This is a genomic window from Pedobacter fastidiosus (assembly GCF_014306625.1).
Taxonomy (GTDB): domain Bacteria; phylum Bacteroidota; class Bacteroidia; order Sphingobacteriales; family Sphingobacteriaceae; genus Pedobacter; species Pedobacter fastidiosus.
In genome coordinates, this window is sequence record NZ_JACRYL010000003.1 from 29,132 (window position 1) to 48,676 (window position 19,545).

General features: G+C 35.7%; 17 protein-coding genes. 6 read left to right on the plus strand and 11 right to left on the minus strand.

Annotation, left to right across the window (positions count from 1 at the left end; translation table 11 throughout):
- Both H7U22_RS03800 and H7U22_RS03805 read right to left on the minus strand, forming a co-directional pair.
- The gene (locus tag H7U22_RS03800; protein WP_187070018.1) at positions 1-1,305 is read right to left on the minus strand and encodes a DEAD/DEAH box helicase; all 1,305 of its coding nucleotides are present in this window, start codon (positions 1,303-1,305) and stop codon (positions 1-3) included.
- Positions 1,306-1,354: 49 nt separating this feature from the next.
- Positions 1,355-1,573, minus strand: coding sequence for a hypothetical protein (locus H7U22_RS03805; RefSeq protein ID WP_187070019.1), 219 nt, complete (start codon positions 1,571-1,573; stop codon positions 1,355-1,357).
- Positions 1,574-1,811: 238 nt separating this feature from the next.
- On the opposite strand from H7U22_RS03805, the gene H7U22_RS03810 reads away from it, so the two are divergent.
- Genes H7U22_RS03810 through H7U22_RS03820 form a run of 3 tightly spaced genes read left to right on the plus strand, consistent with a single transcriptional unit; the run spans position 1,812 to position 3,359 of the window.
- Positions 1,812-2,285 carry a ribonuclease H-like YkuK family protein gene (locus tag H7U22_RS03810; protein ID WP_187070020.1) on the plus strand — a complete coding sequence of 158 codons (474 nt, stop codon included), beginning with the start codon at positions 1,812-1,814 and terminating at the stop codon, positions 2,283-2,285.
- 49 nt (positions 2,286-2,334) lie between these two features.
- Positions 2,335-2,859: a TlpA family protein disulfide reductase gene (locus H7U22_RS03815; RefSeq protein ID WP_187070021.1), complete on the plus strand. Its 525-nt coding sequence runs from the start codon at positions 2,335-2,337 to the stop codon at positions 2,857-2,859.
- Positions 2,860-2,891: 32 nt separating this feature from the next.
- Entirely contained in the window at positions 2,892-3,359 is a 468-nt protein-coding gene (locus tag H7U22_RS03820) for an SRPBCC family protein (protein WP_187070022.1), read from the plus strand.
- A 35-nt stretch (positions 3,360-3,394) separates the two neighbouring features.
- Here the strand turns inward: H7U22_RS03820 and H7U22_RS03825 are convergent, their stop codons facing one another.
- The 5 genes from H7U22_RS03825 to H7U22_RS03845 all read right to left on the minus strand — a co-directional run bounded on the left by H7U22_RS03825 (position 3,395) and on the right by H7U22_RS03845 (position 9,705).
- Positions 3,395-3,976, minus strand: a complete 582-nt coding sequence (locus H7U22_RS03825) for a DUF4468 domain-containing protein (RefSeq protein ID WP_187070023.1) — start codon at positions 3,974-3,976, stop codon at positions 3,395-3,397.
- 125 nt (positions 3,977-4,101) lie between these two features.
- Positions 4,102-5,121, minus strand: a complete 1,020-nt coding sequence (locus tag H7U22_RS03830) for a porin (protein WP_187070024.1) — start codon at positions 5,119-5,121, stop codon at positions 4,102-4,104.
- A gap of 37 nt (positions 5,122-5,158) precedes the next feature.
- The gene (locus H7U22_RS03835; protein ID WP_187070025.1) at positions 5,159-6,553 is read right to left on the minus strand and encodes an ammonium transporter; all 1,395 of its coding nucleotides are present in this window, start codon (positions 6,551-6,553) and stop codon (positions 5,159-5,161) included.
- Positions 6,554-6,899: 346 nt separating this feature from the next.
- Entirely contained in the window at positions 6,900-7,847 is a 948-nt protein-coding gene (locus H7U22_RS03840; RefSeq protein WP_187070026.1) for a TIGR01212 family radical SAM protein, read from the minus strand.
- Positions 7,848-8,268: 421 nt separating this feature from the next.
- A complete protein-coding gene (locus H7U22_RS03845; RefSeq protein WP_187070027.1) occupies positions 8,269-9,705 on the minus strand; it encodes an APC family permease in 1,437 nt (478 codons plus the stop codon).
- Positions 9,706-9,954: 249 nt separating this feature from the next.
- On the opposite strand from H7U22_RS03845, the gene H7U22_RS03850 reads away from it, so the two are divergent.
- From H7U22_RS03850 to H7U22_RS03860, 3 genes are all read left to right on the plus strand, one after another.
- The gene (locus tag H7U22_RS03850) at positions 9,955-12,246 is read left to right on the plus strand and encodes a sodium-translocating pyrophosphatase (protein ID WP_187070028.1); all 2,292 of its coding nucleotides are present in this window, start codon (positions 9,955-9,957) and stop codon (positions 12,244-12,246) included.
- A 115-nt stretch (positions 12,247-12,361) separates the two neighbouring features.
- A complete protein-coding gene (locus H7U22_RS03855) occupies positions 12,362-13,837 on the plus strand; it encodes an amino acid permease (RefSeq protein WP_187070029.1) in 1,476 nt (491 codons plus the stop codon).
- Positions 13,838-13,943: 106 nt separating this feature from the next.
- A complete protein-coding gene (locus H7U22_RS03860; RefSeq protein ID WP_187070030.1) occupies positions 13,944-14,510 on the plus strand; it encodes a MarC family protein in 567 nt (188 codons plus the stop codon).
- Between the two features lie 305 nt (positions 14,511-14,815).
- Here the strand turns inward: H7U22_RS03860 and H7U22_RS03865 are convergent, their stop codons facing one another.
- From H7U22_RS03865 to H7U22_RS03880, 4 genes are all read right to left on the minus strand, one after another.
- On the minus strand, positions 14,816-15,982 hold the full coding sequence (locus H7U22_RS03865) for an RsmB/NOP family class I SAM-dependent RNA methyltransferase (RefSeq protein ID WP_187070031.1): 1,167 nt from the start codon (positions 15,980-15,982) through the stop codon (positions 14,816-14,818).
- 36 nt (positions 15,983-16,018) lie between these two features.
- Positions 16,019-17,254, minus strand: coding sequence for an ABC transporter substrate-binding protein (locus tag H7U22_RS03870; protein ID WP_248284677.1), 1,236 nt, complete (start codon positions 17,252-17,254; stop codon positions 16,019-16,021).
- An 86-nt stretch (positions 17,255-17,340) separates the two neighbouring features.
- Positions 17,341-18,870, minus strand: coding sequence for a glutamine-hydrolyzing GMP synthase (gene guaA / locus H7U22_RS03875; RefSeq protein WP_187070033.1), 1,530 nt, complete (start codon positions 18,868-18,870; stop codon positions 17,341-17,343).
- A gap of 160 nt (positions 18,871-19,030) precedes the next feature.
- On the minus strand, positions 19,031-19,489 hold the full coding sequence (locus H7U22_RS03880) for a deoxycytidylate deaminase (RefSeq protein ID WP_187070034.1): 459 nt from the start codon (positions 19,487-19,489) through the stop codon (positions 19,031-19,033).
- Between the last annotated feature and the right edge of the window lie 56 nt (positions 19,490-19,545).

A 19,545-nucleotide genomic window follows, 5' to 3' on the forward strand; every position in this document is an offset into this window, starting at 1 on the left:
TTAACTCGCCACTTCCAACTTTAATTTCTTTCCTTTTATTTTCTCACCTTGCAAAATCTTAAGCAATTTTTCAACTTTACTTCTTTTTACGGCTATGTAGCTTGTGGTATCTTTAACTTCAATTAATCCCAAATCATCTTTTTGCAAGCCACCCTTTTGCAAAAATAATCCAACAATATCAATTTTGTTAATTTTATCTTTTTTGCCATGAGCAAGGTATAAAGTTTGCCAATCACTTTGTTCTGGCAATTTATATTTATCAGACAAGACCTCTTCTTCTATATTTTCTGGCAAATATTTATAATGCTCTTCCTCAGTTAAAACGGCATAAGCAGTACCTTTAGCGTGCATGCGTGCAGTTCTTCCATTTCTATGGATGTAGGCATCTTCCGTGTATGGAAGTTGATAATGCACAATATGCTCTACTTCAGGAATATCCAGACCTCTGGCAGCCAAATCTGTAGTGATTAAAATTTTATGGCTTCCGTTTCTAAATTTCAATAAGGATTTCTCTCGATCGATTTGCTCCATTCCGCCATGAAAAACATCATGACCTAAACCATGCTCAAAAAGTAAATCACTAATTCGATCTACTGTTTCCCTATGGTTACAGAAAACCAAAGTGTTTTTACCGCCAATTTTACTCAATAATTTAAAAAGAACTTCCAGCTTATCTGCGGCAGGGGCCATAACTTTTTTGAGTTTGAGATCTGGCTTAATCTGAATATTTTTTGAGAAATCTACCGATATGGATTTATTAAGTTTAACAAAAGCTGGAATTTCTTCCATTTTGGTAGCCGAAGTTAAAATTCTTTGTTTTAGAGATAATAACGAACCAATGATATAAGACATATCTGCTTCGAAACCAAATTCTAACGATTTATCAAATTCATCGAGGATTAAGGTCTCAACAAAAGATTCATCAAAATTATGATGCTCTAAGTGATAAGCAATTCTACCAGGCGTACCGATTAAAACAGCTGGTGGATGCGCTAAATTGTTTTTTTCGATTCTAACAGCATGACCACCATAGCAACAATTCACCTTAAATGGCGTACCCATTTGTTTAAAAACCTGTTCTATTTGCAAGGCCAATTCTCTAGATGGCACTAAGATAAGCGATTGGACGCCCTTAACATCAGCCTTTAAATTATTTAATAAAGGCAATAAAAAGGCAAGTGTTTTTCCTGAACCTGTTGGGGCAATAAGCAATACATCGCTACCAGTTTTAGCCGATTTAATCGATGCATTTTGCATTTCGTTAAGTGCAGAAATATTTAATCTCTTTAGCGCATTCTCTATCATTGTGCCGTAAAGGTAACATTTCTGCACTTAGCTATTTCCAGATTATGGATTAGTATTTGAAATATTTATTCCTCAATTTTTTAAGGGTTGCGAAATTTAATTTCTTTTCAAGCATCAAGAGCATGTTTCCTCTTTTTGATAACGAAGAAGCAACCTTTTCATTTACGGCATTAACAGAGGATAGAAACCTATCAGTTAAATCATCTGCAAATTTATTTGCCCTACTCTGTTGTAATTGTTCAAATTCTTGGATTAATTCAATTCTCATAACTTGGTCGATTTAGTTGAATACTAATTATAAAACGACCTGAATATTTATTTGTTTCAACAAACATTAAATCTATTCGATAAATATTGATTAACTTGTTGATAACTAAGTTTTTGTTAGCAAATAAACAACTTACACTTAACACAGATTTAATCTTTAGCGCTTATTTTTATAGAAACCCGATTATCATTTGTCCCAAAGAGATTCCCTTAGAATTAACCTTAAAAACACATAATGTATGACTTGGAAAAAATTTAGTGGTGAAATCATTCAATCATCAATCTTAGAAGAAGTAGAACAGGCAATTATTCGCGAAACAGAAAACGGCTACAAGCTAAAAGTCTGTATCGGTACCGACTCTCAAGTTAAAGGAACAATAACAGATTTTGCTACAGTAATTGTTTTAGTAAGAGAACACCATGGTGGTTTTATGTACATCCATCAAGAAAAAAGTGCACAACAGGTTAGCATCAAGGAAAGAATGCTGATGGAAGTTCAAAAATCTATTGAAACTGCTTACTCAATTTGCGATTTACTAGACATTTACGATGTTGCTTTAGAAGTGCATGCGGATATCAACACCAGTCCTTCGTTTAAATCGAACAAAGCCTTAAACGATGCGATGGGCTACATTTTAAGCATGGGCTTTATTTTCAAAGCCAAACCCGAAGCTTTCGCAAGCTCTACCTGTGCCGATAAAATGGTGCATTAGTTTTAAATGAAATTATTTAGGAGTATCTTTAATTCATCAAATCCCCTGTATGAAAAAGATATTCCTTTCCCTGTTTATTTTGGCTTGCACTACAACCGCATTTGCTCAAGCTGATAAAGATTCTTATGTTAAAGTTGGTGATGCCGTTCCGGCTTTCAGTTTTGAAATTGAAAAAGGTAAAACCGTAAATATTGCCGACTATAAAGGTAAATTGATTCTGATTAATTTATTTGCAACATGGTGCCCGCCTTGTAACATCGAACTTCCATTAGCTCAAAAGGAAATTTGGGATAAATATAAAGACAACAAAAAATTTGCATTCTTTGTATTTGGGCGTGAGGAAGGTTGGGAAAAACTAATTCCCTACAAAGCTAAAAAAGGTTTCACATTCCCAATCTTACCGGATGTTGACCGTTCTATTTTCAGCAAATTCGCAAAACAATCTATCCCCAGGAATATATTAATTGATGAAACCGGAAAAATAATTTATCAATCAATGGGTTATGAAGAGAAGGAATTTAAGGAGCTGGTTAAATTAATTCAAGATAAACTGAGTACATCTTCAACAAAATAGCAAAACAAATGTTACTCTCTTAAATATATACATTGAAAACCTACAGAATAGAATTTACGCAGAAAGTACCTGTTGATTTAGATACCGCTTGGGATTTTTTTTCATCACCACTTAACTTGTCCGAAATTACGCCTAAGGATATGACATTTGAGGTAACGTCTCCAAATATGAAAGGCGCCAAAATGTATCCTGGGATGATTATCACCTATAAAGTATCTCCACTTCTCGGAATTAAACTAAATTGGGTAACTGAAATTACTCACGCTAGGGATAAGGAGTATTTTATTGATGAGCAAAGATTCGGACCGTTTGCTTTCTGGCATCATAATCATCATTTCGAGGCCATAGATGGCGGAGTTTTAATGCATGATACTTTACATTATGGCATTGGCTTTGGTCCTATTGGATCAATCGCTAACAGCATAATGGTGAGCAAAAAAATAAACGAGATTTTTAATTTTAGATATAAAAAAGTAGAAGAGCTTTTTGGGAAGTTTTAAATCTGAGAGCAGAGATAGTTAATCAAAACGCAACACTACCATTTTTTAGTTGAGATTGTTTCTTCTTTCTTTTTAGCCTTTTCAGATCTAGAGGTTGCTAAAACCTTTTTAAAGTCTTCACCAAATTTTGTCGCTTTTACAGATACGCCACCAAGAATATCTTTCCACTGACCCGAATTTAATTTACCGGGTGCTTTTTCCAAGGGTGTTCCAATATTCGTTGTAGCTACAAAATTGCCATAACGATCGCGTTGGTAAGGAATATACTCAAAATCTGTAAGCCAAAACCTATATTTTCCTGATCTGATTTCTACAGTAAAATTGTACTTAACCTCTCCGCTAGGATGCCCTGCAACCAAAAGCGTTTTATCAATTACCAATGTTCCACTCGCTAGAACAGATGAATCTGTTGAGGATTCTTGCTTCATTGATTTTTTATAAACCTTATTTATAAAAAATTCTGCCCTTTGCAGTAAGCTATCTTTATTTACAGTTTTGGTATCCACAACTTCATAATAAATATATTTCCCTCTATCATCTAAAGGAAGTTGCTTTTGTTGAGCCGAAAGCCTAATAAATGTGGCTAAAAAAATTATTAGAACTAGGTACTTTTTCATCTGTAAATGGGTTTTCCGTAAAGCTTAAATGTATAAATTATTACAGCAAAAAATCAATTCTCGAAGCAATAAAAAGGCCGTCAGTTTTAGAAAGCTGACGGCCTTAAATTAAAATCAATTATTTTCTAGAAAGCGTAAACCGCAGCTAAAGAGAACTGACCAGCATTTGGTGCAGATAAGCCATTATTTTTCAAGAATGGTTTATCGCCGTTATGGTCAAGTCTTACTTCTGGAATAAAAGTTAAACCACCAGATTTGATATTAGCAGTTAAAGTTACAGCAGTATATTTTGTTCCTGTAACGGCACCAACATCCTTTGTTTTAAAATATTCGCCTCTTAAACCCAATGTTACCGCACTAGCAACTGCGTATTGAGGATATAACGCCACTCCAGAATAACCACCACCATCATTGTCGATGTCGTAATTGGCTGCATTTAAACCCAATTTAAATTTCTCGGTAATTTGGTAAGCAGTTGTTAAATCTTCGATAGTGCCATAACCGCCACCACCAGCACCAGATAAAACATTTAAATAAGCTGTCCAGCCTTCAACCGGCGCAACCATTAACTGACCACCAACGCTAGAAACGCCACGAGTTGCACTGTAAACATTCCAATCGTTGAACAAACCAGCCATTAAACTTACTTTATCAGAGAATTTATAAGTTGCTTTAATTCCGGCATTTTGGAATGGACCGCTTGTAAACAAATAAGAGGTAGAATAATTGAAGTTTCCAACTGGAGAAATTACTTCATATCCAATAAATGTACCCATGTAACCTGCAGTCATTGCAAATTTATCAGAGAAATCATAATTTATGTATAAGTTTTGGATGTGGAATGATGAGTTTCCACTAGCCGCATCTGGAATAGATTGCGTTTGACCTCTTGGGCCAAAAGAAAGTTCGCCTACAAATGATGCTTTACCTGTTTTTTTCTTCAAAGCTAAATCAATCATCCCTAACGAAACTGAATTATGATCAGAAGCAAATGAGGTTAAAATATTGTTTGGTTGTTTAGCAAAATCATATTTAAAATAAGTATCAACCGACCCTGAAATTTCAAGTGGTGATGCTGGCGTCTCTTGAGCCAAGGCACACGTAGTGCTAGCTATAGCAAATATAGCGGTTAAAAGTTTCTTCATGTTTGAGCGGATTGGGGGTTTAGATATATAAAATTTCTTAGATGGTTTCTTGAACTGGACTATTTTTTTCGATATACACAGCTTTATCTTCTACCAATAAAGTACCTTGAGAGTATTTTTCGTCATGTTGTGATGCATCTAGACCTAATTCTTCTTCTTCGTCTGAAACGCGGATTGGTTGAATTAAGTTAATGAATTTGAAGATGATGAATGAAACTACAAAACTAAATACCACAACAATCGCCACACCTTTTAATTGTGTGAAAAAGAAATCTGGGTTACCATATAATAAACCATCTACACCTGCAGAGTTTACAGTTTTGGTTGCAAAAACACCAGTCAAGATCATACCTACAATACCACCAACACCATGGCAAGGAAACACATCTAAAGTATCATCAATTGTAGTTTTAGATTTTCCATAAACAACCAAGTTAGAAACGATGGCTGCAAAGGCACCAATAAAGATACTTTGTGGAATTGCAACATAACCAGCACCTGGCGTAATGGCAACTAAACCAACAACTGCACCAATACAGAAACCTAATACTGAAGGTTTTTTACCGCGAAGCACATCAAAGAACATCCAAGATAAACCTGCTGCGCCCGCTGCAACGTTGGTAGTAGCAAAAGCAGAAACCGCCAATGAACCTGCTCCTAAAGCAGAACCAGCATTAAAACCAAACCAACCGAACCATAATAAACCAGTACCAATTAATACGTAAGGGATATTTGCAGGTGGAATTTCTTTATGATCTAAATGTGCTTTTCTACGTTTTAAAACTAAAGCACCAGCTAAAGCAGCCATACCAGCAGAAATATGCACTACAGTACCACCAGCAAAATCAAATACACCCATCTTCATTAATAAACCATCCGGGCTCCAAGTCATGTGCGCCAATGGTGCATATACTAATAAGCCAAAAAGAACCGTAAATAAAATGTAAGATGTAAAACGAATACGTTCTGCAACAGCACCAACAACCAATCCTGGAGTAATGATTGCAAACATTAATTGAAACAACGCGAACAATGTTAAAGGAATAGTTGGCGCAAGGCTCCAAGGTTCTCCAGAATTTACACCTTTAAAGAAAAAGAATGTAGAAGGATCGCCGATAAAGCCACCAATATCTTTACCAAAAGCTAAACTAAAACCTACTACAACCCACAGCACAGATACTACACCGGCAGCAACAACACTTTTAATCATTGTTGATAACACATTTTTTCTGTGCACCATGCCACCATAAAAGAATGCCAAGCCTGGCGTCATTAAAAACACTAACGCTGTTGCAACAAGTACCCAAGCCACATCCGCAGCATTATACTTACCTACATCATAATTCGGTAAAGCGGGAACAAATATTGCAGCGATTGCCACAATAGAGAGCACCAAAAAGGGCGCAACCTGTTTTAAGGAAAATTTACTCATAGTTTTTAGTTTAATTTGTTTGTATTGATAAAATAATTGATTTCTATCGATTTAATTTTTATAAAAATACAACATATTGTAATTTTTACACTATATATTAGAAATATTCTAACAAATTGATTGAATTTTTATAAAACCAAACAAAAAACTATTCAAAAAATACAATTAACAAAAAAAACAGCAAAGAATAAGGTAGGTTTTTGACAAAAAGAAAATCTGATTTTACAATAGAATTATGATATTTTATCAATATTTTCTAAAAAATTAGCATTAAAAACAACTCAAAAACAAAAAAACCTATGAAATTTCACAGGTTTTTAAAAAATTAAAATAAAATTTTATCTTTTTAGATAAAATACTGAGAACCTTGAACAACGCCTCTTTTTTCGATTTCTTTATCAATATAGGTTTGAATTGCCGATTTATTAAGCCCCCAATTAGGTGCAATCAACAAATCCCAATCAGAGATTCCAAATAAACGCTGAATAACAATATCAGGACGTAGTAATGGAATTAATTCGCAAAGTAGATCTGTATATTCTTCAAGCGAGAATAATTTAAAAGGCTCCTTTTTATATTTAGCACCCATGATAGAGCCTTCCACAATGTGCAGGTGATGGAACTTAACAAATTTTATTTGAGGGAATCGATTAATTTCGTGAATATAACCCAACATCATTTCTTTAGTTTCCCAAGGGAAACCAAAGATGGTGTGTACACATAAATCTAGCTTGCTGTTTTCTAAAAGCATTACTGCTTCTACAAATTCGCCATGACTACAGCCTCGATTAATCTGATTAAGGGTTTCGTCGTAAATAGACTCCATTCCCATTTCCAAATCAACATCAAATCGATCGGTATAACTTTCTAATAAAGCAATTTTTTCTGCATCGATACAATCTGGGCGAGTACCTACAGAGAAACCAACAACGTCTTCCGTATTGATTGATAATGCTTCATCATACATCATTTTTAAATAATGCACTGGAGCATAAGTATTGGTGTTTGGCTGAAAGTAAACAATAAACTTATCGGCTTTATAAAAATTCTTGCCACGTTCCATTCCTTTTTCCAATTGCTCACGGATAGTTGGCATTTTTCTGGAAATCTCCGGTGTAAAAGAATCTACATTACAATAAGTACAGCCACCATATCCTTTACTCCCATCGCGGTTAGGGCAAGTGAAACCGCCATCAACAATAGTTTTAAAAACCCGCTGACCGTTGTACTTCTCACGCAAATGTGTGCCGTAATTTTTATACCCCTTTATGCCTAAATCTACCTGTGTTCCCATTAATTGCAATAATACACAAATACTGCCAAGATATCGACATTGCTTACCAAGATTACAAAAGCCTAATAATTATTTGTAAAGCAACTGCAGTGAAAATATTAATGTATCATCCCGCTAATGCTGCAAGAAAAACAGAAAAAGTTTTGGCTTTTCGCTTATATCGGGTTTAGGGAATTTAGTTCTTGCAGCTATTTATTAAACTAAACCCGAGCGATGCGGAAATACTTTTTGTTGCAAAACAGAAATCCCGAACTTTTCAATTCGGGATTCAAAAATAATGTTGCAAAAAGATTGCAGTAAGAGCAGGACTTTCGAAACCGATAAGCAATGCTTTTGCTTTTCAAGAGATTATAAACTTATAGCCAAGATAATTTCTATAGACCTCTATCTTGCAAATCCTTAAATCAGGCAGATCCTGATCCTAAGCCTTTTTTCTATTAATAAAGAAATAAACAGGCACACCTAACAATACAATTACTAAACCAGGCCAAGTATATTGTTGTTTATAAATTAGAAGTAAAATACAGAATGCAGCGCCAATTAATAAATAAATAATTGGCGTAATTGGATATAACCACGTTTTATAAGGTCTTTCTAAATCAGGTTTTTTCAACCTTAAATAAATAACCCCAAAAACAGTAATCATATAAAACAGCACGATAACAAAAGAGATCATATCTAAAAGATTCCCATACTGACCGCTCAAACATAAAACAGAAGCCCAGATTCCCTGCATCCAAAGTGATTTCTCCGGAACTCCATTTTTATTGTTTTCAAGAGCAGCTTTAAAGAACATTCCATCTTTTGCCATAGTTTGGAAAACCCTTGCTCCAGCTAGTACTATTCCATTAACGCAACCAAAAGTAGAAATCATAACCAGTACAGCCATTACAATTGTACCTATTCCACTGCCAAAAATTTGTTCGGAGGCACCAACTGCAACCCGATCATTGATGGCAAATGCAATACCATCTCTGTTCAAAGTATTGAGATAGATAAAATTGACCAATAAATAAAGAACCATTACTGCTGAAGTACCCAAAACCATTGAACGCACTACATTTTTTTTAGGGTTTTCAATCTCGCCAGAAACAAAAGTTACGTTCTCCCAAGCTACGCTCGAAAATACCGAACCTACCATTGCAGCTGCAATTCCACCCATTATCGTCATTCCAGAAATAGATTCCCATCCAGATTTAAGAAAGTTTCCGCTTGCATCTGTTTTAAGGTTACTGAAAGCGCTCCAACCAAACTTCATATTCTCGCTCCAAAAATTGCTTTTCACTAAAAGAAAACCTAAAATAATTAAGCCGATTAAAGCGACAATTTTCGATCCTGTAAAAACATTCTGCAGTATTTTACCACTTTCAACACCTTTAGTATTTATGTAGGTAAGCAGTAGAATAACACCGATAGCCACAATCTGGATCCAAGTAATTTTATAACCGCCACTCTGAAAAATTGGAGCTGCATCATTTAAGGCTGGTATTAAATAGGCTGTGAATTTACCAAAGGCAACTGCCACGGCGGCAATAGTTCCTGTTTGAATTACAGTAAATAGTCCCCAACCATAGAGAAACCCCATCATTTTACCGAATATCTCCTTTAAATAAGTGTACTGACCTCCCGCTTTAGGAAACATAGAAGAAAGTTCTCCGTAAGAAATTGCGGCGGCAACTGTCATTACTCCAGTAATTATCCAAACAACAATTAACCAATAACCAGAACCTAAATTCCTCATAATATCGGCACTTACAATAAAGATCCCGCTTCCAATCATGGAGCCCATTACCAGCATAACGGCATCAAAAAGGCCTAATTTTCTTTTAAGGAATCCCTTTTCCGGTTGTTTTTCCATTTTATAGGTTTGTTTGGTTTTAGTTAGTTTGTGGCTAATTTATCTAAAAAAAATAAATCATAGCATGTTAGAGTGTATTATTTTGATTGAACAAAAAATATTCTTTTGGGTTGTTAATTATTTAACCACAAGGAAATAAAATTATTATATTGCTAAACTAATAACCAAATTATAATAATCGATGTTGAATTACCGATGAGGGTAAATCTTTAACCATTGATATAATTAACCAATAACCAAATATTAACTATGGATTTTTTACAAAACAATTTACTTTACTGTATTCCGGTGCTAGGCCTTATCGGAATTATTGTGATGATGTTTAAAAGCGCCTGGGTAAACAAACAAGATGCTGGCGATAAAAACATGCAGGAACTTGCCGGCTATATTGCCGATGGAGCAATGGCGTTTTTAAAAGCCGAATGGAGAGTATTGAGTATTTTCGTAATCTTTACCGCCGCAATTTTAGCTTATTCGGGTACAATTACAGAAATTAATGGTGTACCCATGCACTCCAGCTGGATTATTGCTATTGCCTTCATTATTGGGGCTTTTTTCTCGGCATTCGCTGGATTTATTGGCATGAAAGCCGCAACCAAAGCAAACGTTCGTACCACTCAAGCCGCTAGAACCAGTTTAAAACAAGCTTTGAAAGTAAGTTTCACCGGAGGTACCGTAATGGGGCTTGGTGTTGCTGGCTTGGCAGTACTTGGTTTAGGTGGGTTATTTATTGTTTTCTTGCAGATATTCCACGTAATTGCCCCGAATAGTGTAGAGATGAGAACGGCTATTGAAGTGTTAACAGGTTTCTCTTTAGGAGCAGAATCTATTGCATTATTTGCACGTGTTGGTGGTGGTATTTATACTAAAGCTGCCGATGTTGGTGCAGATTTGGTAGGTAAAGTAGAAGCAGGTATTCCTGAAGATGATGTACGTAACCCTGCAACCATTGCAGATAATGTGGGCGATAATGTGGGTGATGTAGCGGGTATGGGTGCCGATTTATTCGGTTCTTACGTAGCTACCATTTTAGCAACAATGGTTTTAGGACAAGAAATTGTAGTTGAAAAATTAAACGGAATATATACTGACGGATTAGGAGGTTTCTCTCCAGTTCTATTGCCAATGGTAATTTGTGGTTTAGGTATTATCTTCTCTATTGTAGGCACTTGGTTTGTTCGCATTAAGGGCGAAGATTCTAATGTTCAAACTGCATTAAATTTAGGAAATTGGAGTTCGGTTTCTCTAACTGCAATTGCTTCTTATTTTATTGTTAAAACAATGCTGCCTGCATCTTTGCATTTAAGAGGTGTTGATTTTACCAGCATGGATGTTTATTATGCCATTCTTGTTGGTTTAGTAGTGGGTACTTTAATGAGTATCATAACTGAATATTATACCGCAATGGGAAAAGGCCCAGTTAATTCAATCATCCAGCAATCTGGCACAGGTCACGCCACTAATATTATTGGTGGTTTATCTGTAGGTATGAAATCTACAGTTGCGCCAATTTTGGTTTTAGCTGCTGGTATTATTTGTTCTTATTCATTTGCAGGTTTATATGGGGTTGCAATTGCTGCAGCCGGAATGATGGCAACAACAGCTATGCAATTGGCTATTGATGCATTTGGCCCGATTGCAGATAATGCAGGTGGTATTGCAGAAATGAGCCAATTACCTCCAGAAGTTCGCGAGCGTACAGATAATTTAGACGCTGTTGGTAACACAACAGCCGCAACAGGAAAAGGATTTGCAATTGCATCTGCTGCATTAACATCGTTAGCTTTGTTTGCAGCTTTTGTTGGCGTAGCAGGTATTAGTGCAATTGATATTTACAAGGCACCGGTTTTAGCTGGTTTATTTGTTGGAGCGATGATTCCTTTCATATTTTCAGCATTATGTATTGCTGCAGTTGGTAAAGCTGCTATGGATATGGTTCAAGAGGTTCGTCGCCAGTTTCGTGACATTCCAGGAATTATGGAATATAAGGCAAAACCAGAATATGAAAAATGTGTAGCCATTTCTACTAAAGCTTCTATTCGCGAAATGATGTTGCCAGGAGCGATCGCCCTATTGGTTCCTATTATTGTTGGTTTCGGATTTAAAGGTGTTTTCCCTGCTGTTAGCTCTGCTGAAATTTTAGGAGGCTTATTAGCAGGCGTTACTGTTTCTGGAGTTTTAATGGGAATTTTTCAATCCAACGCTGGTGGTGCATGGGATAATGCTAAAAAATCTTTTGAAAAAGGTGTAATGATTAATGGCGAAATGCACTACAAAAAATCAGAACCACATAAAGCTTCGGTAACAGGAGATACAGTTGGAGATCCTTTTAAAGATACTTCCGGACCTTCAATGAACATTTTAATCAAATTAATGTCGATTGTTTCACTAGTTATTGCACCTTACATTGCAGTTAAGGCTGTAGCTTCGGAACATAAGCAAGAAGTTCGCAAAGAAATTAGAATTGAACAAAAAACAGACAGCTTGGGCAACATAATTATTGATACTTTAAAGAATACAATAGATACTTTAACAAATTAGTTGTAAAATCATAGATATAATACGGCAAAAGGGATTTTTTAACCAAAATCCCTTTTACTTTTCCGTAATTTTTATTTAGGTTTGGAACTGAATTAATCTAAACAAAAACTATAATATGGGTTTATTTACTAAAAAGCCAATGCATCTATTGCTTGAAGAAGCAGGCGATTCAGGCAAAGGCTTAAAGCGTACTCTTAGTGCAGGTGCATTAGTGGCATTAGGTGTTGGGGCTATCATTGGCGCCGGACTATTTGTTCGTACTGCGGCTGCAGCTGCTCAAAATGCTGGTCCATCAGTTACAATCGGTTTTATAATTGCTGCAATTGGCTGTGCCTTGGCAGGATTATGTTATGCTGAACTTTCTTCATCTATTCCAATTTCAGGAAGTGCATATACGTACACCTACGCAACCATGGGTGAATTAATGGCTTGGATAATTGGATGGGATTTAGTTTTAGAATATGCCGTTGGTGCGGCTACTGTAGGTATAGCTTGGAGCGAATATCTTAATAAATTATTGGTTGAAGTATTGCATATTTCCCCCATACCCTATCAATGGTGTCACTCACCATTTCAATCGCATCCAGATGGAACGGTTAATGGAATCATGAACCTACCGGCACTATTTATCGTAGTGTTGTTAAGCTTACTTCTAATTAAAGGTACTTCAGAATCAGCTTTTGTAAATGGAGTTATTGTGATTACTAAAGTTGCTATCGTAATTTTAATTATTGTATTGGGATGGGGCTTTATTCACGAAGCAAATCATCATCCATATATTCCAGTAGCTACAAAATATATAGATCAAGCCGGAATTAGCCACAATTATGGAGGCTTCTGGGGAGTTATTGGGGCTGCAGGAACCGTATTTTTTGCTTTCATTGGTTTTGATGCCGTGAGTACAGCTGCTCAGGAAACTAAAAACCCTAAAACAGCAATGCCAATTGGTATTTTAGGATCATTAGCCGTTTGTACAGTATTATACATCTTGTTTGCACACGTTTTAACAGGAATTGCACCAGTAGAGTTTTTCAGAACTAAAGGTGGCGAAGCTTCAGTTGTAGCGGCAATTAGCGAATATATGACAGGTTACGGATGGTTAGCGAAATTAGTTACCGTTGCAATTTTAGCAGGTTTCTCTTCCGTTATTCTAGTAATGTTATTAGGACAAAGTCGTGTATTTTACTCAATGAGTAAAGATGGTTTATTGCCTAAAATGTTCAGTGATTTACACCCGAAATTTAAAACACCTTATAAAGCCAACTTGGTAATTTTAGTAATTGTAGGTTTATTCGCTGCATTTATTCCTGGAGATGTTGTTGGTGATATGACGAGTATTGGCACATTATTCGCCTTTATGTTAGTTTGTATCGCAGTTATTATTTTAAGGAAAACTGATCCTGATTTGCCTCGTCAATTTAGAACACCATGGGTTCCTTTAATTCCAATTTTGGGAGTTGCAGCATGCGGTTTAATGATTTTAGGTTTAGGATGGACAAATTGGTTGAGATTATTCGGCTGGTTGGCTCTAGGGTTTATAATCTACTTCGGATACAGCAAAAAGAATTCTCATTTAAAAGATTCTAAATAATTTTAGCTAATATTTTTATAGCCCCGACAAAAAATCGGGGCTTTTTTATGCCCAATAATTTCTCTAAGAATTTAATTGCCCTACATTTGCATATAATCTCCTCTCTATGAAATTCAATTTAAGTCAGATTCTTTCGACCACAATGGTGTTATTCGCCATAATTGATATTTTAGGTGCTATTCCTGTTGTAATCGAATTACGCAGAAAAGCAGGACATATAGAATCTGAAAAGGCTTCTTTAGTGGCTACAGGCTTGATGATTTTATTTCTTTTCTTAGGAGAATCGCTTTTAAAAGTAATCGGACTTGATGTAGAATCTTTTGCTATCGCAGGTTCTTTTGTAATCTTTTTTATCGCGATGGAGATGGTTTTAGGCTTAACCATTTTTAAGGAAGAAGCCCCAGAAACAGTTTCTATAGTTCCACTTGCTTTTCCGCTAATTGCCGGGGCAGGAACCATGACCACTCTTCTATCTTTAAAAACAGAATACGATACACAAAATATATTAGTTGGAATTGTATTGAATATGCTTTTTGTTTACTTCGTTTTAAAGAATACCAATAGATTAGAGAAACTCTTCGGCAAATCAGGCTTAAACATTCTTCGTAAGGCTTTCGGAGTAATCTTGTTGGCCATCGCGATTAAGCTATTTAGAAATAACACTGGGCTTTAATTATTTCAGCACCTTAACTTTAGTCTTTCTGCTTTGTTCTTTAGTCTTTCACCCCCTAGTCTTTCTGCTTTTACTTGTAACATTAATTGAGTATATTTATCTAAACATAAAAGCTAACCAAAAATGAACAGCTTTGAAGAATATACTTTAATAATCGGTGCAATTGCAGTTTTAATTGAAGCTGTAAAATATCTGAAGAAAAATTTCAAATCGTGGTTTGAGCATGTATAGTTTGGCGCCTATTATTCTAAATTAATTTTTGCTACCTGATCTTAAAAATCCCTTAATCCTGACTAATCCTGGTCCTACTCTTGCTTTTTGATTAATCTTGCCACAAACATGGTATCTGCATTATTTTCATAACCTTTTATCAATTCCATTTTTTCGAGTGTTAGAGGTAATGTCTCGAGCATATGCTTAACCATATCCTCATTCTCTTGTGCAAATGCAGAACAGGTAATATAAATTAAAGGCTTTCCGGGTTTCAAATACTTAACCACATTCTGAACAATACCCTTTTGGATGTTGGCGAAATAATTGATTTTACGCTCTTCGAAAAAGCTTAACATTTCTGGAGTTCTGCCCCATGTGCCAGAACCCGTACAAGGAGCGTCTAAAATGATTCCATCAAAGGCATAGTGGTGAAGAATTTGATCGTTATTTTGTAGAAGATCTAACTCCTTTTTATGATATTTTTTAATGCCGGCTAAACGGAAACGTTCATCAAGGTTAACCAACACACTTTCACGGAGATCAGAAACCAATAACTCAATAACAGGCTCCAAACTATGCAAAAGCAATGTTTTCCCTCCAGATGCAGCACAGCAATCCCACCATTTATCATACTTATTGGGCATAAAATATGTTCCGGTATGTTGCGAGGATAAATCTTGTACTTGGTACAATCCTTCTTTTAAAATGGTTTCCAACTTAGTTCCATTGGGTAAAGCCAAAGCTGTTGTGCCAATCTGTTTTACCGCAATATGATTATCTTTTAAAGTAGATACAATCTCTCCAGCCGCATTTTCTGCTACACGAATAAATAAATCGGGCTGCTTAAAAAATGAGGTGTAAAAATCGATTTTATTGATCTCTTCGGATAAGTGAGCGTTGAAAGGGAAAACTTCCTCCAAACTGAAATCAGGATATTTTGATTGAACAAGTTTCAATTTATCTTCTAGCGGGAGGAGAATCTCTTCTGAGAAATCTGGCAAATTCTTCCCCACCACCGGACTTAGTGTATCGTGGCAAAGAAAATCTGAAATGCTTAATCGCTCCTCAATGGTTAATTTGGATAGCGCTCTACCTAATCTAAAAAAACTATAAATATGTCTTGTTGCCCATCTCCTATCAGATGAACCCATTTGTTTGTTTTGTTTGAAATATGCCGGCAAAAAACGGTGTAATGGTAAACTTCCATCGTAACGATTTAAAATTTGTTCAAAGGCTCGCAGCTGATGCTCTACTCTCATATCTCAGAATTAAAAAGGAAAAATAAAATCAATTGATTATTCAATAATGTTCAGTGCGAAATTCTTATACCGCAACAACATTAGGCTGGTGTTAATATAGCCCAATTTTTCATCATGAATGAAAGAAAAATTATTCTGTAAGCCTTTATATTTTTCTTTGGTGATGTATTCCAAATAATCCTCTCCATAGGTAGAAAGAAGTTTTCCAAAATAATAACCAACATCAAAACCTTTAAAAGCAAATTCACCAGGCTCAAAACCATATTTAGTACGATATTTTCTTACAAAAGAAATCACTGCCGAATTTTTATAATCGACTTTGTATGAAGAGCTAATCACGGTATTTAAACCTTGAAGCTTATCCGTTGGATAATTTTGTTTAACCCAATTCGGATGACCAAATAAATTAATGTTATAGCCTCCTGTTGGAAGATTTTTAAGCTTGTAAAGTTTCTCTATTGTAGGCAAAACAAATGCCCGATCTGACGAGGTAACCACCACAACGTATTGTTTACCTTTTATCATTTTCGTTTCAAATGTATAAGCAGAAGCGTATTCTTGAACTATAAATTTCGTATTGCCTTGAGCTAGAAAATAATTTCTAATCGGGGTAGCAAATTGCTCATCTTCCGTTTTCTTTGGATTGATTAGAACAACAATAGTATTCGCCGGGTTGAAATTTTTTGCGATGTAAGTCGCAATTTTCTTGCCGTGGAGATCAATGTTATTTACAACAGAGATCAAATTTGGATTATCGAAATCAGATGGATGAGAAGCCGCCAAAGGCGAAACTACAATCGCATTATTGAGTTTAGAATAGTTGGAAATATATTTAACACCTTCTGGAAAAACAGGACCAACAATTAAATTACTTTTTCTAAATCGATCATTATTGTACAATGCGCCGATGTGAGCATTATCATCTTGCGTATCGAAAACATTCAGCTTAAAATTTAATCCGGATGCAGCAACAGAATCTAATCCCAGTTTAAAACCCTGATAGAAATCAATTGGCATTGCATACTTCTCAATATCAGTTTTTGTGGCAGTTTTTAAGTTAATTTCGTTCAACTTAAATGGAATAAGCAAAGAAATATTGGCTTGAGTAAACTTTTTAATTGGCTTTTTCTCAGCTGGTTTTTCCTTTTCAACTGGCTTTTCTGCTTCCTTTTTAACTGTTCTAACTTTTGGAGAACAAGCAGCCATAACCAGAACGAATAAAATAAAAAACCAAGATCTATTTTTAACAAGCATACCAATATATTTTAACAAAATATGCTAGTAAAGTTTATTCCACCTCACTAGCATACTCCTTTTTATCATTTAGTTGTGAATTTTAAATCAAACTCAAAATTGAATTATTCCCACTCTATTGTTGCAGGTGGTTTAGAGCTGATATCGTAAACTACTCTGTTAATACCTTTAACTTTATTGATAATTTCGTTAGAAATTTTCGCCAAAACATCATAAGGTAAATGACACCAGTCAGCCGTCATACCATCAACAGATTCTACCGCACGTAAGCAAATTACATTTTCGTAAGTACGCTCATCGCCCATTACACCAACAGATTGAACTGGCAAAAAGATTGCTCCAGCCTGCCAAACTTTATCGTATAAACCTGCATTTTTTAATTCATTGATATAAATTGCATCTGCATGTTGCAATATTTCTACTTTTTCTGCGGTTACATCACCCAAAATACGAATGGCTAAACCTGGTCCCGGGAAAGGATGACGACCTAAAATAACATCGTCAATTCCCAAAGCTTTACCCACTCTTCGCACCTCATCTTTAAATAAGGTATTTAATGGTTCAACAACTTTAAGTTTCATAAAATCTGGTAAACCACCAACATTGTGGTGCGACTTAATGGTTGCTGATGGGCCGTTTACAGAAATGGATTCAATTACATCAGGATAAATTGTTCCTTGGCCTAACCAGTTTACACCTGTAACTTCGTGTGCGGCATCATCAAAAACCTCAATAAAAACACGACCGATTGCTTTTCGTTTTAATTCTGGATCTTTTAATCCAGCCAGTTGGCTTAAAAAGCGATCTTTAGCATCAATGCCTTTAATATTTAAACCCATGTGTTTGTATTGCTCAAGCACTTGGTTGTATTCGTCCTTACGCAAAAGGCCGTTATCAACAAAAATACAGTGTAAGTTTGTTCCAATAGCTTGATGCAATAAAACCGCAGCTACACTACTATCTACACCACCCGATAAACCTAAAACAACTTTATCGTCGCCTAGTTTTGCTTTTAATTCGGCAATTGTAGTTTCGATAAATGAAGCGGATGTCCAATCTTGACTACAGCCACAAATATCGACCAAGAAATTTTCTAAAAGAATTTTTCCATCAATGCTATGGGTAACCTCCGGGTGGAACTGTATGGCATAAGTATCAGAATCTTTTATATGATAAGCAGCAACTTTTACGCTTTCTGTACTCGCAATTAACTCTGCGTTTTCAGGCATATCGGTAATGGTATCACCGTGGCTCATCCAAACTTGAGAATCGATATTGATTCCTTTGAAAAGTTTGTTTTCTTGATTTACAAAATTTAGGTTAGCACGACCATATTCGCGTGTTGAAGATGCTTGAACTTGACCGCCAGATTGTTGTGCAATGTACTGTGCACCGTAGCAAACGGCTAACAATGGATATTTTAAATGATATTGACTTAAATCTATTTGAGGCGCATCATCCTGACGAACAGAGTATGGACTACCAGAAAAGATAATTCCCTTTACATCTGAAGTGATCTCAGGAAGATTATTGAATGGATATATTTCACAGTAAATATTTAATTCGCGTACTCTACGGGCAATGAGTTGTGTAAATTGCGAACCAAAATCGACGATAATGATTTTTTCTTGCATCCGCAAAGATAGAGAAAGAAAAGGAATTGTTAAATTGTTTTATTGCCTAATTGTTATCCATTGAGCACAAATTTTCAGCGTGAAATTTTCATTATGTAATTCAATAATCAACACTTAATCTATTCAATCATTTAACCAATTTAACAGTTAACAATTTAAACTACAATTCCATCAACTTAACCTCAACACCAAACTTTCTTAAAAAATCCACTCCTTCATCGCTGGGCAAGCCTTTATAAGCCGCATAAGATTTTGAATAATAAACCAGTTTAATTCCTGAAGATAGAATCAATCTGGCGCAAGCGATACAGGGCGACAAAGTGGTGTAGAGCGTGCATCCTTCTATTTTCGATCCGTTTTTAGAAGCATATAGTATTGCGTTTTCTTCTGCATGAAGCGCTAGTGAACAACTCCCCTTACTATCTCTTGCACAGCCATGTTCCGGCCATTCTTCATCACAATTGTGCGTTCCGGCGGGTGGGCCATTATATCCGATAGAAATAATTCTGGTATCCTTTGTTAAAACTGCACCAACATGCGCACGCACACAATGAGAACGAGCGGCCAAATCGGTCGCAAGGTTCATAAAAATTGTGTCGAAACTCGGTTTATCTGTCATGTAAAAAATCAAAAAAGCCACAGAAAGAATAATCGATCTGTGGCCGTAAAATTAGT

Excerpts from the sequence above, each read along its gene's own strand:
- H7U22_RS03850 (WP_187070028.1), top strand. The coding sequence starts at position 9,955 with ATGGATTTTTTACAAAACAATTTACTTTACTGTATTCCGGTGCTAGGC.
- H7U22_RS03855 (WP_187070029.1), top strand. The coding sequence starts at position 12,362 with ATGGGTTTATTTACTAAAAAGCCAATGCATCTATTGCTTGAAGAAGCA.
- H7U22_RS03825 (WP_187070023.1), bottom strand. The coding sequence starts at position 3,976 with ATGAAAAAGTACCTAGTTCTAATAATTTTTTTAGCCACATTTATTAGG.
- H7U22_RS03815 (WP_187070021.1), top strand. The coding sequence starts at position 2,335 with ATGAAAAAGATATTCCTTTCCCTGTTTATTTTGGCTTGCACTACAACC.
- H7U22_RS03880 (WP_187070034.1), bottom strand. The coding sequence starts at position 19,489 with ATGACAGATAAACCGAGTTTCGACACAATTTTTATGAACCTTGCGACC.
- H7U22_RS03865 (WP_187070031.1), bottom strand. The coding sequence starts at position 15,982 with ATGAGAGTAGAGCATCAGCTGCGAGCCTTTGAACAAATTTTAAATCGT.
- guaA (WP_187070033.1), bottom strand. The coding sequence starts at position 18,870 with ATGCAAGAAAAAATCATTATCGTCGATTTTGGTTCGCAATTTACACAA.
- H7U22_RS03840 (WP_187070026.1), bottom strand. The coding sequence starts at position 7,847 with ATGGGAACACAGGTAGATTTAGGCATAAAGGGGTATAAAAATTACGGC.
- H7U22_RS03835 (WP_187070025.1), bottom strand. The coding sequence starts at position 6,553 with ATGAGTAAATTTTCCTTAAAACAGGTTGCGCCCTTTTTGGTGCTCTCT.
- H7U22_RS03830 (WP_187070024.1), bottom strand. The coding sequence starts at position 5,121 with ATGAAGAAACTTTTAACCGCTATATTTGCTATAGCTAGCACTACGTGT.
- H7U22_RS03810 (WP_187070020.1), top strand. The coding sequence starts at position 1,812 with ATGACTTGGAAAAAATTTAGTGGTGAAATCATTCAATCATCAATCTTA.
- H7U22_RS03845 (WP_187070027.1), bottom strand. The coding sequence starts at position 9,705 with ATGGAAAAACAACCGGAAAAGGGATTCCTTAAAAGAAAATTAGGCCTT.
- H7U22_RS03860 (WP_187070030.1), top strand. The coding sequence starts at position 13,944 with ATGAAATTCAATTTAAGTCAGATTCTTTCGACCACAATGGTGTTATTC.
- H7U22_RS03800 (WP_187070018.1), bottom strand. The coding sequence starts at position 1,305 with ATGATAGAGAATGCGCTAAAGAGATTAAATATTTCTGCACTTAACGAA.
- H7U22_RS03805 (WP_187070019.1), bottom strand. The coding sequence starts at position 1,573 with ATGAGAATTGAATTAATCCAAGAATTTGAACAATTACAACAGAGTAGG.